Source organism: Bradyrhizobium sp. OK095 (genome assembly GCF_900109945.1).
Taxonomy (GTDB): domain Bacteria; phylum Pseudomonadota; class Alphaproteobacteria; order Rhizobiales; family Xanthobacteraceae; genus Bradyrhizobium.
This window is the reverse complement of sequence record NZ_FOBX01000003.1, coordinates 574,754-591,446: the sequence shown is the minus strand read 5'-3', so window position 1 is coordinate 591,446 and position 16,693 is coordinate 574,754. Positions and strand designations below refer to the sequence as shown.

Below are 16,693 nucleotides of genomic sequence, written 5' to 3'. Positions count from 1 at the left end.
CCCATGCTTCTCACCCGCGACAACCTGCCGAAGACCATTCCCGATATCGCAGCCCTCGACGATCTCCTGTGCCGGCCCTCCCAGGCGCTGATCGACGATCTCAAAAAGGTCGAGGGCGACATCATGATCCTCGGCGTCGCTGGCAAGATGGGCCCGACGCTGGCGGGGCTCGCGAAGGCAGCCGTGCCGGATCGCCGCGTCATCGGCGTGGCGCGCTTCAGCGAAGCCGGTGTGAAGGAGTGGCTGCACGCCCGCGGCGTCGAGACCATCAATTGCGACCTGATGGACGAGAGCGCAATTCAGGCCCTCCCCAAGGCACCCAACATCATCTTCATGGCCGGCCGCAAATTCGGCGCCGAGGGCGATTTGTCGCTGACCTGGGCGATGAACGCGCATGTGCCGGCGCTGGTCGCGCAGGCCTTTCCGTCGTCGCGGATCGTGGCGTTCTCGACCGGCTGCATCTATCCGTTCGTGCCCGTCGGCGGCAAAGGCGCGACCGAGGAGATGGCGCCGAACCCGCCCGGCGAATACGCCCAGTCCTGCGTCGGCCGCGAGCGCATGTTCGAATATTTTTCGCGCAGGTTCTCGACGCCGGGACGGCTGTTCCGCCTCAACTACGCGATCGACATGCGCTACGGCGTGCTGCACGACATCGCCACAAAAGTGCTGACGGGCACGCCGATCGACGTCAGCCTTGGCCATGTCAATTTCATCTGGCAGGGCGATGCCTCCGCGCAGGCGCTGCGGTGCCTCGCGCATTGCACCGCCCCGACCACGCCGATCAATGTCAGCGGCCACGAGATTCTTGCGGTGCGCGATCTCGCCGCAAGATTTGGTGCCCGCTTCGGTCGCGCGCCGGTCCTGACAGGCAAGGAAGAGCCGACCGCGTGGCTCACCGACACGTCGAAAGCGGTCGAGCTGTTCGGCCTGCCGGTGGTCGACACCGAGCAGCTGATCGCCTGGACGGCCGACTGGGTCTCACGCGCCATGCCGAGCCTCGGCAAGCCCACCAAATACGAGGTGCGCGATGGCCGCTACTGACGGTCCGCCGATCCTCAAGCTCGGCGTCGATGATGCGATCGCCGGGCTGGTGCTGTCGACGGAGGCGCACTGGAACCAGACCGAGGAGGACTGGCGTATCTTCCTACACGACGGCGTCGTGTTCGGCATTCGTGACGGGACCCGGCTGGTCGCCACGGCCGCGCTGCTGCCCTATTCCGGCAACAACGCCTGGATCAGCATGGTGCTGGTATCAGGCACCCATCGCCGCCTCGGCCTTGCCACGCGCCTCGTCGATGCCTGCCTGGAGACCGCGCGCAAGAACGGCCTGACCAGCTGGCTCGATGCGACACCCGACGGCGCCGCCGTCTACGGGCCGCTCGGCTTCACGCCGACGCTGCAATTGCGCCGGCTGAAGCTGGCGAATCTCGGCCGAGCCGAAGCCCCGCCGTCTTCATCCGCGACCATCGATGCGCTGAGCGCGCGGGACCGGCGCGCCACCGGTTTCGACCGGACCGCCCTCCTCTCCGCCTTCGCGCAGCGCTCGGGCTCGCGCATCGTCTCCGCGCATGGCGCAATCGCGCTGGTTCGCGACGGCCGGACCGCCCGCCATATCGGCCCGCTGTTTGCCGATCATGCCGCAACAGCGTTGGCCTTGGTTCATGCGATCACACGATCCGAGACCGGCCCGCTTCTGATCGATGCCGTCGCCTCGCAAGCCGCGTTCCTGGAAGGATTGACCGGGTCTGGCTGGACCATCGAGAGGCCGTTTCAGCGTATGCGGTTCGGCCCCGCCACCGCCATGGTTGAGGAAATGCCATTCGCCGTCGCCGGCCCTGAATTCGGATAGGACATCATGCACCACAGCCAGATCAACGCCGACATCCGCAAGCTGATCGCCGAGGGCACCGTGATGCCGGCGCATCCGCTGGCGCTCACCGCCGAGCGCGAGCTCGACAAAAGGCATCAGCGCGCCCTGACGCGCTATTACATCGACGCAGGCTCAGGTGGCCTTGCCGTCGGCGTGCACACCACGCAGTTCGCGATCCGCGATGTCGGCCTGTATCGGCCCGTGCTCGAGCTTGCCGCCGAGACTGCTGCCAGCTGGACCAAGCGTCCGCTGGCGATGGTCGCCGGCCTCGCAGGTCCAACCAACCAGGCTGTCGCGGAAGCCCGCACCGCGCGCGACATCGGCTATCACGCAGGTCTCCTCAGCCTCGCCGCGATGAAGAGCGCCTCCGAGGACGAGATCATTGCGCATTGCACGGCGGTCGCCGCCGAAATCCCGCTGGTTGGCTTCTATCTTCAGCCGGCCGTCGGCGGCGTCATCCTGTCCTGCCGGTTCTGGCAGCGTTTTGCCTCGATCGACAATGTCATCGCGATCAAGATCGCGCCGTTCAACCGCTACAGGACTCTTGATGTTTTGCGCGGCGTCGCGGCGGCCGGCGCGCTCGACCGCGTCGCGCTCTACACCGGCAATGACGATCACATCCTGCTCGATTTGATGCTGCCGTTCGACCTGCGCGACAACGGCATCACCACGCGCACCTATTTCAAGGGCGGCCTGCTCGGCCACTGGTCAGTCTGGACCGCGAGCGCGATCAAACAGTTCGAGCGTTGCAAGGCGGCGCGGCACAAGGACAGCGTGCCGGCCGATCTGCTCGCGCTCGATGCCCGCGTCACCGACTGCAACAGCGCCTTCTTCGATGTCGCCAATAATTTTCACGGCTGCATCGCCGGCTGCCACGAAGTGCTGCGGCGCCAGGGCCTGATGAAAGGTTTGTGGTGCCTCGATCCAAACGAGGGCCTCAGCCCCGGCCAGAAGGACGAGATCGACCGCGTCACGCGCGAGCATGCCGACCTCAGCGATGATTCCTTCGTCGCCGCCAATCTGGATAAATGGCTGGCATGAGCTCCGCTCCGTTCATCAGCCTGCAAGGCGTCCGAAAGGTCTATCGCAGCGGCGGCGCAGAGTTCCTCGCCGTATCCGATGTCACGATGGACGTGCAGGAAGGTGAGCTGGTGTCGCTGGTCGGCCCCTCCGGCTGCGGCAAGACCACAGTGATGAAGATCCTGGCCGGCCTGCACGGCGCCGACGGCGGCACGGTGACGATCGGCAACGCCAACAGCCCGTTCGATCCGACCCGCGACATCGGCATGGTGTTCCAGCAGGCGCTTTTGCTGAAATGGCGCACCATCCTGGACAACGTGCTGCTGCCGGCCGAGATCGTGGGCTTGCCGATCAAGGCCGCGCGCGAACGGGCGCGCGACCTGCTCAACCTCGTTGGCCTTTCAGGCCATGAACAGAAATATCCGCATCAGCTCTCCGGCGGCATGCAGCAGCGGACCGCCATCGCGCGCGCCTTCATCCACGATCCAAAGCTGATCCTGATGGACGAGCCGTTCGGCGCGCTGGACGCGCTGACGCGCGAGCAGATGAATCTGGAGATGCTGCGGATCTGGCGCGAGAGCGGCAAGACCATCATCTTCGTCACCCATTCGATCCAGGAAGCGGTGTTCCTGTCCTCGCACTGCGCCGTGCTGACCGCGGGTCCGGCGAAGATGGCCGACTACTTCCCGATCGAGCTGCCCTTCCCGCGCGATCTTCCGCTGAAGACGACGGATGCGTTCGGTTCCTATGCAAGGCGGATTTACGCGAAGCTGGGACTGGGCGCGGCGTAAGCACCGCGCCCTCTTCTCGCAATCAGCTCTTGTTGCGCATCTTGCTGAGCAGATAGTTGTCGTAAAAATTCTCCGCGATCTGCGTGTAGAACAGCAGCTCCTTCATATAGGCGTCGTGGCTGTCCTTGGTGCGCTTGAACAAATCGCTCTTGGCGGCGAGCTCGTTCAGATGTTCCTGGGTCGCGGTGTAGCAGGCTTCCATCACCGGCTGCGGGAACGCCTTCAGCTCCGCGCCATTTGCCAGCAGCCGCTTCAGGGCTGCCGGATTCACGCTGTCGTACTTTTCGAGCATCCAGGCGCCTGCCGCGGAGGCAGCCTGGTTGACGATCGCCTGATACTGCTTCGGCAGGCTCGCCCATTTCTCGTCGTTGACGATCATGTGCAGCATGGCGCCGCCTTCCCACCAGCCGGGGAAGTAATAGTATTTTGCGACCTTCTGGAAGCCGAGCTTCTCGTCGTCATAGGGACCGACGAATTCGACCGCGTCGATCGTGCCCTTCTCCAGCGCCGGATAGATGTCGCCGCCCGCGATCTGCTGCGGTACCACGCCGAGCTTGGCCAGCACATGGCCGCCCATGCCGGCGATGCGGAATTTGAGGCCCTTGAGATCGTCGACCGTCTTGATCTCCTTGCGGAACCAACCGCCCATCTGGGTGCCGGAATTGCCGCAGAGGATGGCGTGCGCCTTGAACGGCTTGAGCGCCTCGTTGGCGAGATCGGCACCACCGCCGAAATGCCACCAGGATTCCTGGTGGCGATGGTTCATGCCGAACGGCGCGCCGGTGGCGTAGGCCAGCGCCGGCTCCTTGCCGATATAGAAATAGAGCGGCGTCTGCGCCATCTCGACGCTGGCGGTGCTGACGGCGTCCAGCGCCTGAAGGCCCGGAACGATCTCGCCGGCCGCAAAGGTCTGGATCTGGAATTTGTTGTCGGTGGCCTCGGCCACGTATTTCGCAAACGTCTGCGCGGTGCCGTAGATGGTGTCGAGCGACTTCGGGAAGCTCGAGGTCAGGCGCCATTTGATCTCTGGCGCGCTCTGCGCGATCGCAGGTGCAGCAACCAGCGTCGTCGCGCCGGCAACCGCGCCGCCCTTGAGGAATGTACGGCGTTCCATGATGGGGTCTCTCCCTTGACGTCAGGCTTGAAATGGGTGGCGTAGGCCACGGTCTTCGCGGACCGTTTGCCCGTTCCTGCCACGCAGTTCAAGCCATGATAAGGAAGGGGCGACCCGCCAAAACGGGACCGCCGCGGATCGCTCAGGCGTCCCCGACAAAGGTCGACAGCGCCCGCTGCAATTCCTTGTAGGCGCGCGGTCCGATCTTGGCGGCCAGCGCCTTGTCGCTTTCGGCGGCCGCCGGCCTCAGCCGGCCCAGCAGCGCCGTTCCGGCCACGGTCAGATAGAGCACGTAATAGCGGCGGTTGATCGCCGACGCGCTGCGTCGCACCAGGCCACGACCTTCCAGATGATCCACCAGCCTGCCGAGCCCGGCACGTTCGATCGACAACAGCTGCGCCACGGCAAGCTGATTGACGCCGGGATTTGAGTCGATGACGCAGAGCACGGAAAATTGGGCAGGACTGATCTCGAAGGCCGCCAATTGCCGGCTGAACTCCCTAAAGATCCAGAGCTGCGCCCGACGGATGGAATAGCCCAGCAATTGCGAGAGGTCGCCCAGGGCAAGCGGTTTCGCCCGGGGCGATGTCGCGCCGGACGCGGTGCGCGGCGGCGAGCGCGACGGCTTTGTCGCGCGTGCCGCCCGCTGCGGTCCCGCGATCCGTTTCTTCACCCGTGCCTTGGCTGGCCGCATCGACGCACATCTTTCGCAGAGCCGGTGCAGGCGCATCCGGCCGTGTCCTCAAGGATTCGGACAGCTAACCTAACGCAACGCGGTGGAATGGAGAAGCCGGGCGGAACTTCGTTCCGCGCCTACAGCTTCTACGACAGGTTGCATGGCAATATCGCGCGATGCGTCATGTTGACACGGCAACATCGCTCGCCTAAGGATCGTGAAAACCTGCCGTACCACGAGCGGTTTCAAGGGGAGCGAACGTCCGTGCCGTCATCAGGGCTGGGCACCGATCCGCATGCCACAGCGCATCGCGGCGGAATGGTTTTGCGCGCCACTGAAACGGCGGCGCGGCTCATCGCCGGCGCGGCGCGCCTGTCTCCCAACAGCATTTCTGCAAAAATTTCTGACCACGCGACGTTTCGCCCGTTGGCAACGCGCCGGGCGCTTTCGTTCAATCATCCATGATGAAACTGGGAGGGCATGACATGAAACGACTTTTCCTCGCCTCGACGATCATCGCCACATGGGCGTCTCTCGGCACCCATGCCGCCGCACATGAATTGCCGCCGGGCGGCGTCGCGCCGCGCGCCTCCTGTACCGCCCTCACCGGCCTCACTTTGGCGAACACGCAGATCCTGAGCGCGACCCAGAAGTCCGGTTATTGCAACGTCATCGGCATCATCAACAAGCGCGTCTCGACGCAGGACCCCGATCATTTCACCTACGGGATCGGCTTTGCGCTCAACCTGCCCAATACCTGGCATGGCCGTTTCGAGATGATGGGCGGCGGCGGCACCGACGGCAGCCTCAATGCCGATCCGCAAGGTGCGGCCGGTGTCGAGCTCGGCCAGGGCTGGGCTGTCGCCGCCGATGATGGCGGCCACGAGGACAACCCCGGCAATGTCGTCGGCGGACATCAAGACGACGATGCCAATGCGGGAGGATCCGCGCATTTCGCCATCGACGCGCAGGCGCGCCGGGACTACGGCTACAACGGTATCGAGAAGACCGCGACGATCTCGAAAGAGATCATCTCCTATTTCTACGGCCTCGACACCGTCTACTCCTACATCATGGGTTGCTCGAACGGCGGCCGCGACGCGATGGTGGCGTCGCAGCGCTTCCCCTGGCTGTTCGACGGCGTGATCTCGCAAAATCCCGGCTTCAACCTGCCGCAGGCGGGCCTCGCGGAAGCCTGGAACGAGCAGGTGCTCGGCACGCTCGCAACCAGCAACGACGTCAACGGACAACCGTTCATTCCCGACACGTTTCCCGTGCAAGATCTCCAGGTGGCCTCGGCCGCGATCCTGAGCGCCTGCGACGCGCTCGATGGCCTCGTCGACGGCATCATCGACAATTATCACGCCTGCACGGCGAAGAAGGTGTATCCGGCGCTCGCCAGTTACACCTGCGGCTCCGGCTCGCATGGCAGCACGCCGCATGGCGGCACGTGCCTCACGGCCAAGCAAGTCGACGCGTTGAAGAAGATCTACGCCGGGCCGGTCAACTCAAGGGGACAACGGCTCTATTCGAACTGGTTCTGGGATGCCGGCATCTGGACGCCGCCCACCGCGCCCGGCGCGGGCTGGCAACTCTGGAACGTCGTCACCGCGCCGGTGCCTGGTGTCAACACCGCCATCAACCTGACGCTCGGCGCAGGCGCGATCCCGATGATCTTCCAGACCCCGCCCGTGGTCACGCCCGTCAACGGGCCGAACGGCCAGGAAGCTTTCGTGTTCAAATTCAACTTCGACACCGACGCGCCAAAAATCTTCAACAAGACCCAGGCCTATCCCGAAAGCAGCATGGACTTCATGGCCGCGGTCTCGACCGATTTGCGGCCGTTCAAGGCACGCGGCGGCAAGCTGATCATCTCCTCCTCCGTCAATGACGGCATCTTCTCGGGTGCTGCGATCGCCCGCTGGTATCGCCACATGGACCGGCACATGAGCGGTCGCGCGGCCGATTTCGCGCGGTTGTTCATGGTGCCGAACATGGCTCATTGCGGCGGCGGCGCGGCCACCGCGAGCTTCGCCGGCAACGAGCTCAAGGCCATCACCGACTGGGTCGAGAACGGCATCGCGCCGGAACGTATCGTCGCGACCAACACCAACGCCACCTCGCCCTACCCGGCCGGTGGACTGTTCGATCCGCGCGTCGCGATGAACTTCCCGGCCAGCGGCACGCGGCCGCTCTGCGTCTATCCGAAGATCGCGGCCTACAAGGGCAGCGGCATGACCAATGACGCCGGCAACTTTGCGTGCGTCGATCCCGGTTTCAGCCGAGGCGGCGACCACGACTTCCACGATGACGACGACGGGCGTGGCGACGACAGGTATTGATCGCCGAACGCTCTGGTGCCCCGGACGCAGCGCAGCGCTTCTTCAACGTTGCGCTGCAGAGCCGGGGCCCATGCTTCCACTGGCTCTGTGATCTCTGGGTCCCGGCTCTGCGCAGCAGCGTTGCACGCTGCAGCGCAATCCGGGCCACGAAGGCACCGTCAGAGCAGCTTCGCACTCACGAACAGCGCGCGCACGGCGTTGGTCGCCTGCACCGCGAGCATGGCGTTATCGGCGGCACCTTGCAGCGACGCGACGGCGTCCTCATGCAGGGCGCGGAATTCCATCCACTCGACCGATTTGAAGTTGGTGAGGAATTGATAGGCCTGGCCGACGGTCGCGATCGCCAGCGTATCGCCGTTCAGCTTGATCTTGAACGTCGTGCGCAGCGGGGTCTCGGAGTTTTGGGGATCACTCATGGGCTGCTTCTGGACGATGACGGCTTAACGAAGGGAAAACGGCAGCCCCGCCGTGGCAGGCAAATATCCGGAGCAAAGATCAGGAGTCGGTGCTCGCGCGCTGCGAGGCGGTCGCCGATCCGCCCAGGCTCGGCACCACGACCAGGCGGTTGAACTCGCCATTATCATAGGCCTTCATGAAACGATCATAGTCCTTGATCGAGACGCAGCCGTTGGAATCGCCGCGCGGCCCGAGCATGAAATTGTGGGTGAGCAGACCGACGCGGCCGAGCGCGCTGGTGCCGTCAGTGGGCGTCAAGCGCAGAGCGCGGATGCCGTGGAACAGCTTTTCGCGCGGCTTCAAATCGTAGGTCGCGGGCGGGGTCGCGCCAACCATGCGCTGGTCGACATGCTGAGGATCGTCCATCAGCGCGCCCATGCCCGAATGCGCTTCCAGCGCGAGGCCGCTCGGCAGGTAAAGCGCCTTGGCCGAGATGTCATAGACCGCCGTCCGCGAATCGTAGCCGAGGGCCATGAGATCCGGCGCCCTGCCGAGCAGGCCGCTGTCGGGCGTCAGCGAAGCCAGTTTGATCTTGTCGGTGAATTTCTCGAAGAAGTTGCGGTTGTCGACCCTGGGATTGGCATCGGCAAAGGCCTGGCTAGAGGCGATCTGGGAGGCGAAGTCCGCCTGGGTCGGGCGCGAGCGCGGCATCGGGACGGCGTCGGCGCGCTGTGACGGCCTGGTCTCGTCAACCACGTGCCGGTCGTCATCGGTCAGGGTCGTGCGCCAGTCGTTGCCCTGAAGTTTCTCGGCCAGCATCGCCCTGGCATCGCGCAGCTTGAGCTGCACCGCGCTCAGGGCGGAGCGCTCCAGCGTCCGCAGCCCGATGTCGCGCGCGGACGGATTGCTCGACAGCGAGGTGAAACGGTCTTCAAAGGAAGGCGCATTGGACGGCGGCAACGCGGCGGAAACGAGCGCGCTCGAGCCGCCGATGTCAGCAACCCAGGCAGCGGCCCCCAGCGCCAGCGCGACGGCAGCCAAAGACAGCAGAATCGTCTCCGCTCGCCCAATACGGCGGCGCGACAACAGCCTCTCGGCGCTTGCGCGGTCGGAAACCATCAGATCCCCAAAATCGACCCCCGGGGGGACCCACCCCCACCCGGAGACTCTATACCAGCTACCACATTGGGAGCCAAAAGTTAGGCATAATCGCGGCCGACGAGGCAGCCCGGGGGTATCCAATGACCGATCCTTTTGGCCTAGACCGGTTTGTTCAGGCCCAAAACCCGGTTTTTCGCACCGTCCAGGGGGAGCTGGCCCAGGGGCGGAAGCAAAGCCACTGGATGTGGTTCGTCTTCCCGCAGGTCGCAGGCATGGGCTTCAGCGCCATGTCCCAGCGCTACGCCATCGGCTCCCGAGCGGAGGCCGAAGCCTACCTCGCCCACCCTGTGCTCGGCCCGCGCCTGATCGAATGCACCCGCCTCGTGCTCGCCGTCGAGCGACGCACCATCAACGCAATCCTCGGTGCGCCCGATGATGCCAAATTCCGCTCGTCGATGACGTTGTTCGGCGCGGTGTCCGACGAGCCCGTTTTCGGCGAGGCGCTCGCCCGCTATTTCGCAGGCCAGCGCGATGGCGCGACGCTGCAGATCCTGGCGAAGCTCGATCCGCCGGCGTAGCGATCAGCGCCCTTGAAAGACTGCTGCGCGACGCTCGATGAAGGACTGAATGCCCTCCTTCGCGTCGGCGCTGCCGAGCACGCGGTCGCGGATTTTCGGGATGTAGGCGATCGCCGCCGCCTCGGCGCCTTCGATGTATCTGGCCGCGGCTTCCTTGGTCACTTGAATGCCAAGCGGCGCGTTGCGCGCGATGATGGCGGCGAGCGCCATCGCCCGCTCGACCTGCTCTCCCGGCGGCACCACCTCCTGCACGAGGCCAATCGCGTGAGCGCGCTCGGCCGAAAACTCGTCGCACAGGAACAGATGATACATCGCATCGCCCCAACCGGCGCGCGTGAGGAAGCGGAAATGCGCGCCGCCCAGCGGGGCAATGCCACGCTTGGCTTCCATCTGGCAGAAGCGCGCATCTGAAGCCGCCACGACGATATCGCCGGCAAGCATCAGCTCGATGCCGATGGTGAAGACGATGCCCTGCACGGCGGTGATCACAGGCTTGCGGCAGCGCTTGTTGAGCCCGAACGGATCGATATTGCCCTCTTTGATGTTCCTCTTCTCCGCGGTCGGCCCGAAGAATTTCGGCATGTCGAGGCCGGCGGTGAAATCCCTGCCCTCGGCACAGGTCACGCCGACGCGGTAGGCCTCGTTGTCGTGCAGTTCGGTCAGCGCATCGGACAATTGCTCCATCATCGCCGGCGTGAACGCGTTCTTCTTCGCGGCATTGTCGATGACGATCTTGAAGACATGGCCGTGCACCTCGGTGCGGATCTGACCTTCGCTCATTCGTTTCTCTCCGGATTTGATCTGTTGGTTTTGGCAGCAAGTCAGGCCGGCGGCTGAATCGCCGCGCGGATCGCCTCGATCCGCTCCGGCGTGAACACACCGGAGTCCAGAAGCTGAAGGATCGACAGCACGCCGCCGCGCGATCCCCAGCTCCCCTCGTCGATGATCTCGAAATTGACCCACCAGGTTGGCGACGGTGCTGACACACCACAAGCATCCGCAAGCCGCGCCAGCACGTTGCGGATCACCTCCGCGCGCACCTCGGCAGGCCAGGCCGCGTTCATCACTGCGATCGTGACGACGATGATGTCGCGCGGAGTGCTCTGGTCGGACAGGAGCCGGCCGCCAATCGCCATGCGGTCAGGCGGCAGGTCGTGGAAATGAAGTTGAAAGCCCATTCGCGCCGCCGGTGCGTCCTGGCCGACTTCCGGCACAAGCACGGCATCGGTCAGGCTTTCCGCAAGGACGCGGCGCTGCACCAGGTCGAGCCGTCCGGCAGGCGCGGTCACGGTGATGATGGTCAAGGTGCACCCTTTCAACGAATATGACACCCGTCATATTCCAGCACGGCTTGCCTATGTCAAGCGTCATAGTCTAGATGGAGGCAGCCAATCGCGGGACTCCCGATGACAATAACCACACGCGACAAGATGATCGCAGGCACCGCCGACCTGATGAGCCGGCGCGGCGTCAACGCCACCAGCATGCGCGATGTCGTCCGCCATACCGCGACGCCGCGCGGCTCGATCAGCCACCACTTCCCGGACGGCAAGCGGCAATTGATCGCCGAAGCCGTGACCTTCGCCGGCAAGCAGGTGTCCATTCCCCTGGAGAAGGCCATGAACGAACGCGGCGTGATCGGCGGCCTCAAGGCTTTCGTCGCATCGTGGCGCCGCCGGCTGGAAGCGACCGGCTTCGAGGCAGGCTGCCCGGTGCTCGCCGTCGCCGTCGACCGCTATGTCGGCGAAGCCTCCGACAAGGACGACGCGGCGGCGCAGCAGCATCTGCTCGATCTTGCCGACGGCGTGTTCGCGGATTGGCGACAGCTTATGCGCACCTCCTTGCTGCGCGAAGGGCTGGCTGCGGAACGCGCGGAGCGGCTCGCAACACTCGTCGTCGCCTCGATTGAGGGAACAGTCGCGATGTGCCGCGCGAACCGCAGCGCGGCCGCGCTCGATCAGGTTCACGAGGAGCTGGAGACGATCCTGTCCGCCGCCCTCGCCCGCACAACCAAGTAGAATGGATGCACGATGGATTTGTCTAGACAACGCGAGCTCGCACGCCACCTCGCCACTCTGCGCCGCGAGAGCCGGCAACAGAGCGGCCTCGATGCGCAGCTGGTGCCGCCGGATGCCGACACCGCGTACCGCGTCGCGCAGATGGTGGAGGAGGAATTGGGCTGGGGCGTCGTCGGCTGGAAGATCGCCGGCATGAAGCCCGGGCTTCAGCGCCAGCTTCGCATCTCCTCGCCGATCTATGGCCGCGTGTTCGCGCCCCTGATCCAGGCCTCGCCCGCGAGTGTCGAGCATGCCCGGCAGTGCAGCCCGATTCCGGAAGTCGAGTTTCAGGCCCGTCTCGGCGCCGATTTGCCGCCGCGCGCAAAACCCTACTCTATCGAAGAGATCGGCGATGCCGTTGCCTCGCTGCACCCCGGCATTGAGCTCGCCGAATGCCGCTTCGTGCACGACGCGGCGTTTCCGCCGATGCCGGCGATCCTGGCTGACGGCGCCGGATCAGGCACGATCGTGCTCGGCGAGCCCATCGCCGACTGGCGCAGCCGCGACATCGCGACCCAGCAGGTCGTGCTCAATTGCAACGGTATCGAGAGACGCCGCGGCAGCGCTGCGGAGGCGATCGATCATCCGCTGGTGCCGCTGACCTGGCTCGCGAACGAGCTGTCGCGGACCGGCATCGGGCTCAAGGCGGGGCAAACCATCAGCACCGGCACCCTCACCGGCATGCTGCGGCCGAAGGCTGGCGAGACTTACGTCGCCGATTTCGGTCCGCTGGGAATCGTGAGCGCGACCTACGCCTAGACGAATGGACGCATGCGGATAGGGCATGGCGGCCGGGAGCGTAAACCCCTGGTTAACACCGGCTACCTATCGTTGCGCAGAATAATTTTCTCCCTGCGCCAATGCCGGATAAATCATGAAAATCGGTACGCTCCTGACCACCGCCATCGTCTCGCTCTCGACCGTCGGCGGCGGCCTCGCCGTTTATGTCGCCGTGACCAAGTACCAGACGATGGAGCGGATCACCGAGGCGCAAGGCCGGCTCGCGATCGTCCGCGCCGTCAGCGACATTCCGCGCTACCTCAACCCCGAGCGCGGCTTTGCCACCAACATTCTCTACGGGCCCGCGACTTACGACCCCGCGCAGCTTTCCGAGCACGACAAGCTGCGCAAGCAGACCGACGGCGCCCGCGACAAGATGAACGCGCTGCGCAAGGAGCTGCCCGGTCCGTTCGACGACGGCACCACCACCGCCAGCAACATCGACGGCATCAATTCGAAATTCAGCGCGCTGCGCGAGGCCATCGACAAGGCGATGGCGGGACCGGCGGAATTGCGCAAGGACGCCGCCAAGAAGATCGTCGGCGAAAACGCCGTGCTCAACGGCAGCGTGACCGCCTTGCTCAACGAGCAGGTCCGCCGCATGGCGATCCTCAACGGCGACGCCTACCGCCAGGCCAGCTATGCCAACGTCGCGATGACGCTGCGTGACGTCGGCGGCTTCAACTCCAGCCTGCACAAGAATCTCGTCGGCGGCAAGAAACCGGCGACCGACGCGGAGAAGGCCGATATCAGCCGCTCGCAGGGCCGCAACGACCAGATCGTGATGACGCTGCAGGAATTGCGCGGCAATCCGGCAACGCCTGCGAACGTCGCCGCTGCGCTGGAGAAGTTCAACGCGATCTATCTCGAGGAGTTCGGCCGCGAGCTCAAGCTGGTGAAGGACGGTGCGATCACCGGCAAGTACGAGCACGACGTCGATACCTATTTCACGGCCACGCAGCGCGGCCTTAGCACCATCATCGACGTCCGCGACGCCTTCTACGACAATGCCGAGCAGATCCTCGCCGGCGCCTCCTCCGCCGCCCGTACCAGCTTCACGATCGCGCTCGTCGGCCTTGTCGCCGTGCTGATCGCCAGTGCCGGGCTCATCGTGATGGTCCGCCGCCGCGTCTGCGCTCCGATCGTCAGCTTGACGAGCCGGATGTCGCGGCTCGCCGACGGCGACGTTGCCGAAGAGATCCCCGGTGCCGCGCGCTCAGATGAGATCGGGGCGATGGCCGCGGCTGTCCAGGTGTTCAAGGACAACATGATCCGCGCCGACCGGCTCACAGCCGAGAAGCAGGCCGAGAACGACGGCAAGATGCGCCGCGCCCAGGCGCTCGACGGGCTCACCCGCGCGTTCGAAGCCAAGGTCACCGAGCTCGTCGGCGGCCTGTCGCAGGCGTCGTCAAAAATGGAGAGCACGGCGCAGTCGATGACCTCGACCGCAGCCCAGACCAACAGCCAGGCCGCGGTCGTCGCCGCCGCCTCCCAGCAGACCTCGAGCAACGTGCAGACGGTCGCGAGCGCCACCGAAGAGCTGACCTCCTCGATCTCCGAGATCGGCCGTCAGGTCGCACAATCGACCGAGATCGCGGCCCGCGCCGTCGACAACGCCCGCCGCACCGGCGATACCGCGCGCGCGCTCGCCGAGGGCGCCCAGAAGATCGGCGACGTCGTCACGCTGATCCAGAGCATCGCCGAGCAGACCAATCTTCTCGCTCTCAACGCCACGATCGAGGCCGCCCGCGCCGGCGAAGCCGGCCGCGGCTTTGCGGTGGTCGCGTCCGAAGTGAAATCGCTGGCCGGCCAGACCGCCAAGGCGACGACCGAAATCTCCGAGCAGATCACCGCGATCCAGGCCGCCAGCGACGAGACCGTGACCGCGATCCGCAACGTCGCCGACGTCATCGCCGAGATCGACCAGATCGGCACCGCGATTGCCGCTGCGATCGAGGAACAGGGCTCGGCCACAAGGGAGATTTCGCGCAGCGTCCAGGAGGCCGCCCGCGGCACCCAGGAGGTCAACACCAACATCACAGGTGTGCAGCGCGCCGCCGACGACACCGGCGCTGCCGCCCGCGAAGTGCTGGGCGCGGCCGAGCAGCTCTCGACGCAGTCGCGCGATCTCGCCGGACAGTTCGACCGCTTCCTCGGTGAGGTCAGGGCTGCCTAGTACGGCGGCGCTTTCCGCGCCCGCTGCGCTTTCGCGGCCTCGATCCACCAATTGAGATCATCGGCAAAGCGCGGGAACGAGCGCTCCAGCGCCTTGCCGCCCTCGCCGATCGGCTCAGCGTCCGCCGACAGCGTCTGCCCGATCGGGCCGACGCCGATCGTGCTCGAGACCACCACCATGCCCATCTCCGACAACGTGCCGTGCCAGGCGGTCGAGGCGCGCGCGCCGGACAGGCGGCCGGCGGAATAGCTCACGATCGCGGCCGGTCGCCAGAACCACTCCTCCAGGAAGTGGTCGGTGAGGTTCTTCAAGCCCGGCTGAATGCCCCAATTGTATTCGCCGGTGACGAAGACAAAGCCGTCGGCGTCGCGGATCTGTCCGGCCAGCTTCTCCAGCGCCTCGGGCGCTGAACCCTTGGGATGTTCCTTGTACATGCGGTCGAGCATCGGCAGGCCGATCGCCTTGGCGTCGATGAACTCGACCTCCTCGCCGCGGCTGCGCAGGCGATCGATGACAAAGTTTGCAAGGCGGATGCCCATGCGGTCGGAACGGTAGGAACCGTAGAGGACGAGGATGCGATTGCTCATGGGCGGAAGCTAGCACGAAAAGCAGCGGCGGGCCTATCCCATTGCTATCGGCTCCGGCCGAGCGCGAGCGTTTGCGACGGCGTCTCGCCGAACTGGTCGCGATAACTTCTGGAGAAGTCGCTGAGATGCCAGAAGCCGAACGCCAGCGCGACGGCCTTGACGCTCTCGGCCCCCGCGAGCAGCCGCCGGCGCACCAGCCACAGGCGCCGCAAGCGCAAATAACGGTGCAGGCTCATCCCGCGATAGCGGCGGACGACGTCGTGCAAGGTGCGAACGGAGAGGCCAAGCTTGCGCGCCATCTCCTCGCTGTAGATGGGCTGGGCGAGATCGTTGGACAGAAGGGCGCGGATGTCCTGGAACATCTTGAACTGACGCTCGTCGTTCGGCCGCTGAGTCCAGCGCGCGGGCACGATGTTGGCGAACGCCGCATCGACGGCACCGAACAGCGTCTCCTTCATCGCCGCGGCCTTCAGGGCGACCTCAGCGGGATCGATGGGCTCAGACGCGGCCGCCACCACCTCCCTGACCGCCCTTCGCAGCCAATGCAGCGCGAGCGGACTGGTCTCGAAAATCTTGAAGCTGGAATTGGTCTCGGGCCAGCCGCGATCCTTCACCTCGGGGCGGAACACGACCGAGGCGATTTGCCGCTGCACCTCTTCGATGGTGTTGTAGGCCGCCCCGCTGCTGCCGATGACGATGACCGCGCGGCTCCGCTGCGCGCCGTTGAAGCGGATGGGCACGTCAAGGTCGTCCATCGCAAAACCAACGGCCGTGCAATCTGCGACAAGTTGCGCATCCACCGCACGCGGAAAGGCCAGCGTCACGTTCACGTCGCAGCCGGGCAATTGCAGGATGGTCTGTTCGGCCGCGATCTTGCGCACGAACGGCGTGAATTCGAAATTCAGCCCACGGATCGCGTTGCGAAACTCGTCGACATCTGAAAAGCGAAATGTCTTTGGCGCCAGCGCTGGCGCATCATCATTGCTGGTCATGACAAAATGAAAACCGCGTCAGGAAAAGACGCGTGTCCGGCGAAACCGCCGATCTGAATTCCTCCCTTTCAGTCGCCCCGTCAGACCGGAAGAATCATGCCGGTCGGTCTCGATCAGTTGGCGGGGGTCCAATTCAAAGGACAAGTCACGGTTCGTGCCCTGCCAAATTTCGATAACGTTTCCAGTGCTCCAGGCGGTGCGCTGATACCTGGC

At 65.1% G+C, this 16,693-nt stretch carries 18 protein-coding genes; 10 read left to right on the top strand and 8 right to left on the bottom strand.

The features are described 5' to 3' along the window. The first annotated feature begins 3 nt into the window (after nucleotides 1–3). The 4 genes from BMW89_RS11805 to BMW89_RS11790 are packed head-to-tail and all read left to right on the top strand — an operon-like array spanning nucleotide 4 to nucleotide 3,681. On the top strand, nucleotides 4–1,041 hold the full coding sequence (locus BMW89_RS11805; RefSeq protein ID WP_092026103.1) for an NAD-dependent epimerase/dehydratase family protein: 1,038 nt from the start codon (nucleotides 4–6) through the stop codon (nucleotides 1,039–1,041). Beyond that, entirely contained in the window at nucleotides 1,028–1,849 is an 822-nt protein-coding gene (locus tag BMW89_RS11800) for a GNAT family N-acetyltransferase (protein WP_092026100.1), read from the top strand. Before BMW89_RS11805 ends, BMW89_RS11800 begins: the two co-directional genes overlap by 14 nt. A 6-nt stretch (nucleotides 1,850–1,855) precedes the next feature. Continuing rightward, the gene (locus BMW89_RS11795) at nucleotides 1,856–2,911 is read left to right on the top strand and encodes a dihydrodipicolinate synthase family protein (RefSeq protein WP_092026097.1); all 1,056 of its coding nucleotides are present in this window, start codon (nucleotides 1,856–1,858) and stop codon (nucleotides 2,909–2,911) included. After that, nucleotides 2,899–3,681: an ABC transporter ATP-binding protein gene (locus BMW89_RS11790; RefSeq protein WP_092026094.1), complete on the top strand. Its 783-nt coding sequence runs from the start codon at nucleotides 2,899–2,901 to the stop codon at nucleotides 3,679–3,681. Before BMW89_RS11795 ends, BMW89_RS11790 begins: the two co-directional genes overlap by 13 nt. A 22-nt stretch (nucleotides 3,682–3,703) precedes the next feature. On the opposite strand, the gene BMW89_RS11785 is transcribed toward BMW89_RS11790, so the two are convergent. Together BMW89_RS11785 and BMW89_RS11780 are read right to left on the bottom strand one after the other, a co-directional pair. Further along, nucleotides 3,704–4,795, bottom strand: a complete 1,092-nt coding sequence (locus BMW89_RS11785; protein ID WP_092026091.1) for a TRAP transporter substrate-binding protein — start codon at nucleotides 4,793–4,795, stop codon at nucleotides 3,704–3,706. Between the two features lie 142 nt (nucleotides 4,796–4,937). Next, entirely contained in the window at nucleotides 4,938–5,489 is a 552-nt protein-coding gene (locus tag BMW89_RS11780; RefSeq protein ID WP_092026088.1) for a MarR family winged helix-turn-helix transcriptional regulator, read from the bottom strand. 87 nt (nucleotides 5,490–5,576) lie between these two features. Between BMW89_RS11780 and BMW89_RS11775 the strand changes: the two genes are divergently transcribed. Beyond that, complete coding sequence (locus tag BMW89_RS11775; protein ID WP_092026086.1) at nucleotides 5,577–5,936, top strand: hypothetical protein; 360 nt, start codon at nucleotides 5,577–5,579, stop codon at nucleotides 5,934–5,936. Nucleotides 5,937–5,956: 20 nt separating this feature from the next. Beyond that, nucleotides 5,957–7,813, top strand: coding sequence for a tannase/feruloyl esterase family alpha/beta hydrolase (locus BMW89_RS11770; RefSeq protein ID WP_177195983.1), 1,857 nt, complete (start codon nucleotides 5,957–5,959; stop codon nucleotides 7,811–7,813). Nucleotides 7,814–7,971: 158 nt separating this feature from the next. On the opposite strand, the gene BMW89_RS11765 is transcribed toward BMW89_RS11770, so the two are convergent. Beyond that, on the bottom strand, nucleotides 7,972–8,229 hold the full coding sequence (locus BMW89_RS11765) for a hypothetical protein (protein WP_092026083.1): 258 nt from the start codon (nucleotides 8,227–8,229) through the stop codon (nucleotides 7,972–7,974). A 79-nt stretch (nucleotides 8,230–8,308) separates the two neighbouring features. Continuing rightward, nucleotides 8,309–9,259, bottom strand: coding sequence for a DUF2778 domain-containing protein (locus tag BMW89_RS11760; protein ID WP_244547577.1), 951 nt, complete (start codon nucleotides 9,257–9,259; stop codon nucleotides 8,309–8,311). A 191-nt stretch (nucleotides 9,260–9,450) separates the two neighbouring features. On the opposite strand from BMW89_RS11760, the gene BMW89_RS11755 reads away from it, so the two are divergent. Continuing rightward, entirely contained in the window at nucleotides 9,451–9,888 is a 438-nt protein-coding gene (locus tag BMW89_RS11755; RefSeq protein WP_092026077.1) for a DUF1810 domain-containing protein, read from the top strand. Between the two features lie 3 nt (nucleotides 9,889–9,891). Here the strand turns inward: BMW89_RS11755 and BMW89_RS11750 are convergent, their stop codons facing one another. Both BMW89_RS11750 and BMW89_RS11745 read right to left on the bottom strand, forming a co-directional pair. Beyond that, nucleotides 9,892–10,668 (bottom strand): crotonase/enoyl-CoA hydratase family protein, encoded by a 777-nt coding sequence (locus tag BMW89_RS11750; RefSeq protein ID WP_092026074.1) that lies wholly within the window; start codon nucleotides 10,666–10,668, stop codon nucleotides 9,892–9,894. Between the two features lie 41 nt (nucleotides 10,669–10,709). Beyond that, nucleotides 10,710–11,192: a tautomerase enzyme gene (locus BMW89_RS11745; protein WP_092026071.1), complete on the bottom strand. Its 483-nt coding sequence runs from the start codon at nucleotides 11,190–11,192 to the stop codon at nucleotides 10,710–10,712. 102 nt (nucleotides 11,193–11,294) lie between these two features. Between BMW89_RS11745 and BMW89_RS11740 the strand changes: the two genes are divergently transcribed. The 3 genes from BMW89_RS11740 (at nucleotide 11,295) to BMW89_RS11730 (ending at nucleotide 14,901) form a co-directional block, all read left to right on the top strand. Continuing rightward, nucleotides 11,295–11,906 carry a TetR/AcrR family transcriptional regulator gene (locus BMW89_RS11740; RefSeq protein ID WP_092026068.1) on the top strand — a complete coding sequence of 204 codons (612 nt, stop codon included), beginning with the start codon at nucleotides 11,295–11,297 and terminating at the stop codon, nucleotides 11,904–11,906. 12 nt (nucleotides 11,907–11,918) lie between these two features. Further along, the gene (locus tag BMW89_RS11735) at nucleotides 11,919–12,704 is read left to right on the top strand and encodes a 2-keto-4-pentenoate hydratase (protein WP_092026065.1); all 786 of its coding nucleotides are present in this window, start codon (nucleotides 11,919–11,921) and stop codon (nucleotides 12,702–12,704) included. Between the two features lie 115 nt (nucleotides 12,705–12,819). Continuing rightward, nucleotides 12,820–14,901 carry a methyl-accepting chemotaxis protein gene (locus tag BMW89_RS11730; protein WP_092026062.1) on the top strand — a complete coding sequence of 694 codons (2,082 nt, stop codon included), beginning with the start codon at nucleotides 12,820–12,822 and terminating at the stop codon, nucleotides 14,899–14,901. Here BMW89_RS11730 and BMW89_RS11725 read toward each other — a convergent pair. Continuing rightward, complete coding sequence (locus BMW89_RS11725) at nucleotides 14,898–15,488, bottom strand: NADPH-dependent FMN reductase (protein ID WP_092026059.1); 591 nt, start codon at nucleotides 15,486–15,488, stop codon at nucleotides 14,898–14,900. The two genes, BMW89_RS11730 and BMW89_RS11725, sit on opposite strands and share 4 nt — an antisense overlap. Nucleotides 15,489–15,532: 44 nt before the next feature. After that, the gene (locus BMW89_RS11720; RefSeq protein WP_092026056.1) at nucleotides 15,533–16,480 is read right to left on the bottom strand and encodes a helix-turn-helix domain-containing protein; all 948 of its coding nucleotides are present in this window, start codon (nucleotides 16,478–16,480) and stop codon (nucleotides 15,533–15,535) included. Nucleotides 16,481–16,693 lie beyond the last annotated feature (213 nt).

Excerpts from the sequence above, each read along its gene's own strand:
- BMW89_RS11805 (WP_092026103.1), top strand. The coding sequence starts at position 4 with ATGCTTCTCACCCGCGACAACCTGCCGAAGACCATTCCCGATATCGCA.
- BMW89_RS11800 (WP_092026100.1), top strand. The coding sequence starts at position 1,028 with ATGGCCGCTACTGACGGTCCGCCGATCCTCAAGCTCGGCGTCGATGAT.
- BMW89_RS11795 (WP_092026097.1), top strand. The coding sequence starts at position 1,856 with ATGCACCACAGCCAGATCAACGCCGACATCCGCAAGCTGATCGCCGAG.
- BMW89_RS11790 (WP_092026094.1), top strand. The coding sequence starts at position 2,899 with ATGGCTGGCATGAGCTCCGCTCCGTTCATCAGCCTGCAAGGCGTCCGA.
- BMW89_RS11785 (WP_092026091.1), bottom strand. The coding sequence starts at position 4,795 with ATGGAACGCCGTACATTCCTCAAGGGCGGCGCGGTTGCCGGCGCGACG.
- BMW89_RS11780 (WP_092026088.1), bottom strand. The coding sequence starts at position 5,489 with ATGCGGCCAGCCAAGGCACGGGTGAAGAAACGGATCGCGGGACCGCAG.
- BMW89_RS11775 (WP_092026086.1), top strand. The coding sequence starts at position 5,577 with ATGGAGAAGCCGGGCGGAACTTCGTTCCGCGCCTACAGCTTCTACGAC.
- BMW89_RS11770 (WP_177195983.1), top strand. The coding sequence starts at position 5,957 with ATGAAACGACTTTTCCTCGCCTCGACGATCATCGCCACATGGGCGTCT.
- BMW89_RS11765 (WP_092026083.1), bottom strand. The coding sequence starts at position 8,229 with ATGAGTGATCCCCAAAACTCCGAGACCCCGCTGCGCACGACGTTCAAG.
- BMW89_RS11755 (WP_092026077.1), top strand. The coding sequence starts at position 9,451 with ATGACCGATCCTTTTGGCCTAGACCGGTTTGTTCAGGCCCAAAACCCG.
- BMW89_RS11750 (WP_092026074.1), bottom strand. The coding sequence starts at position 10,668 with ATGAGCGAAGGTCAGATCCGCACCGAGGTGCACGGCCATGTCTTCAAG.
- BMW89_RS11740 (WP_092026068.1), top strand. The coding sequence starts at position 11,295 with ATGACAATAACCACACGCGACAAGATGATCGCAGGCACCGCCGACCTG.
- BMW89_RS11735 (WP_092026065.1), top strand. The coding sequence starts at position 11,919 with ATGGATTTGTCTAGACAACGCGAGCTCGCACGCCACCTCGCCACTCTG.
- BMW89_RS11730 (WP_092026062.1), top strand. The coding sequence starts at position 12,820 with ATGAAAATCGGTACGCTCCTGACCACCGCCATCGTCTCGCTCTCGACC.
- BMW89_RS11725 (WP_092026059.1), bottom strand. The coding sequence starts at position 15,488 with ATGAGCAATCGCATCCTCGTCCTCTACGGTTCCTACCGTTCCGACCGC.
- BMW89_RS11720 (WP_092026056.1), bottom strand. The coding sequence starts at position 16,480 with ATGACCAGCAATGATGATGCGCCAGCGCTGGCGCCAAAGACATTTCGC.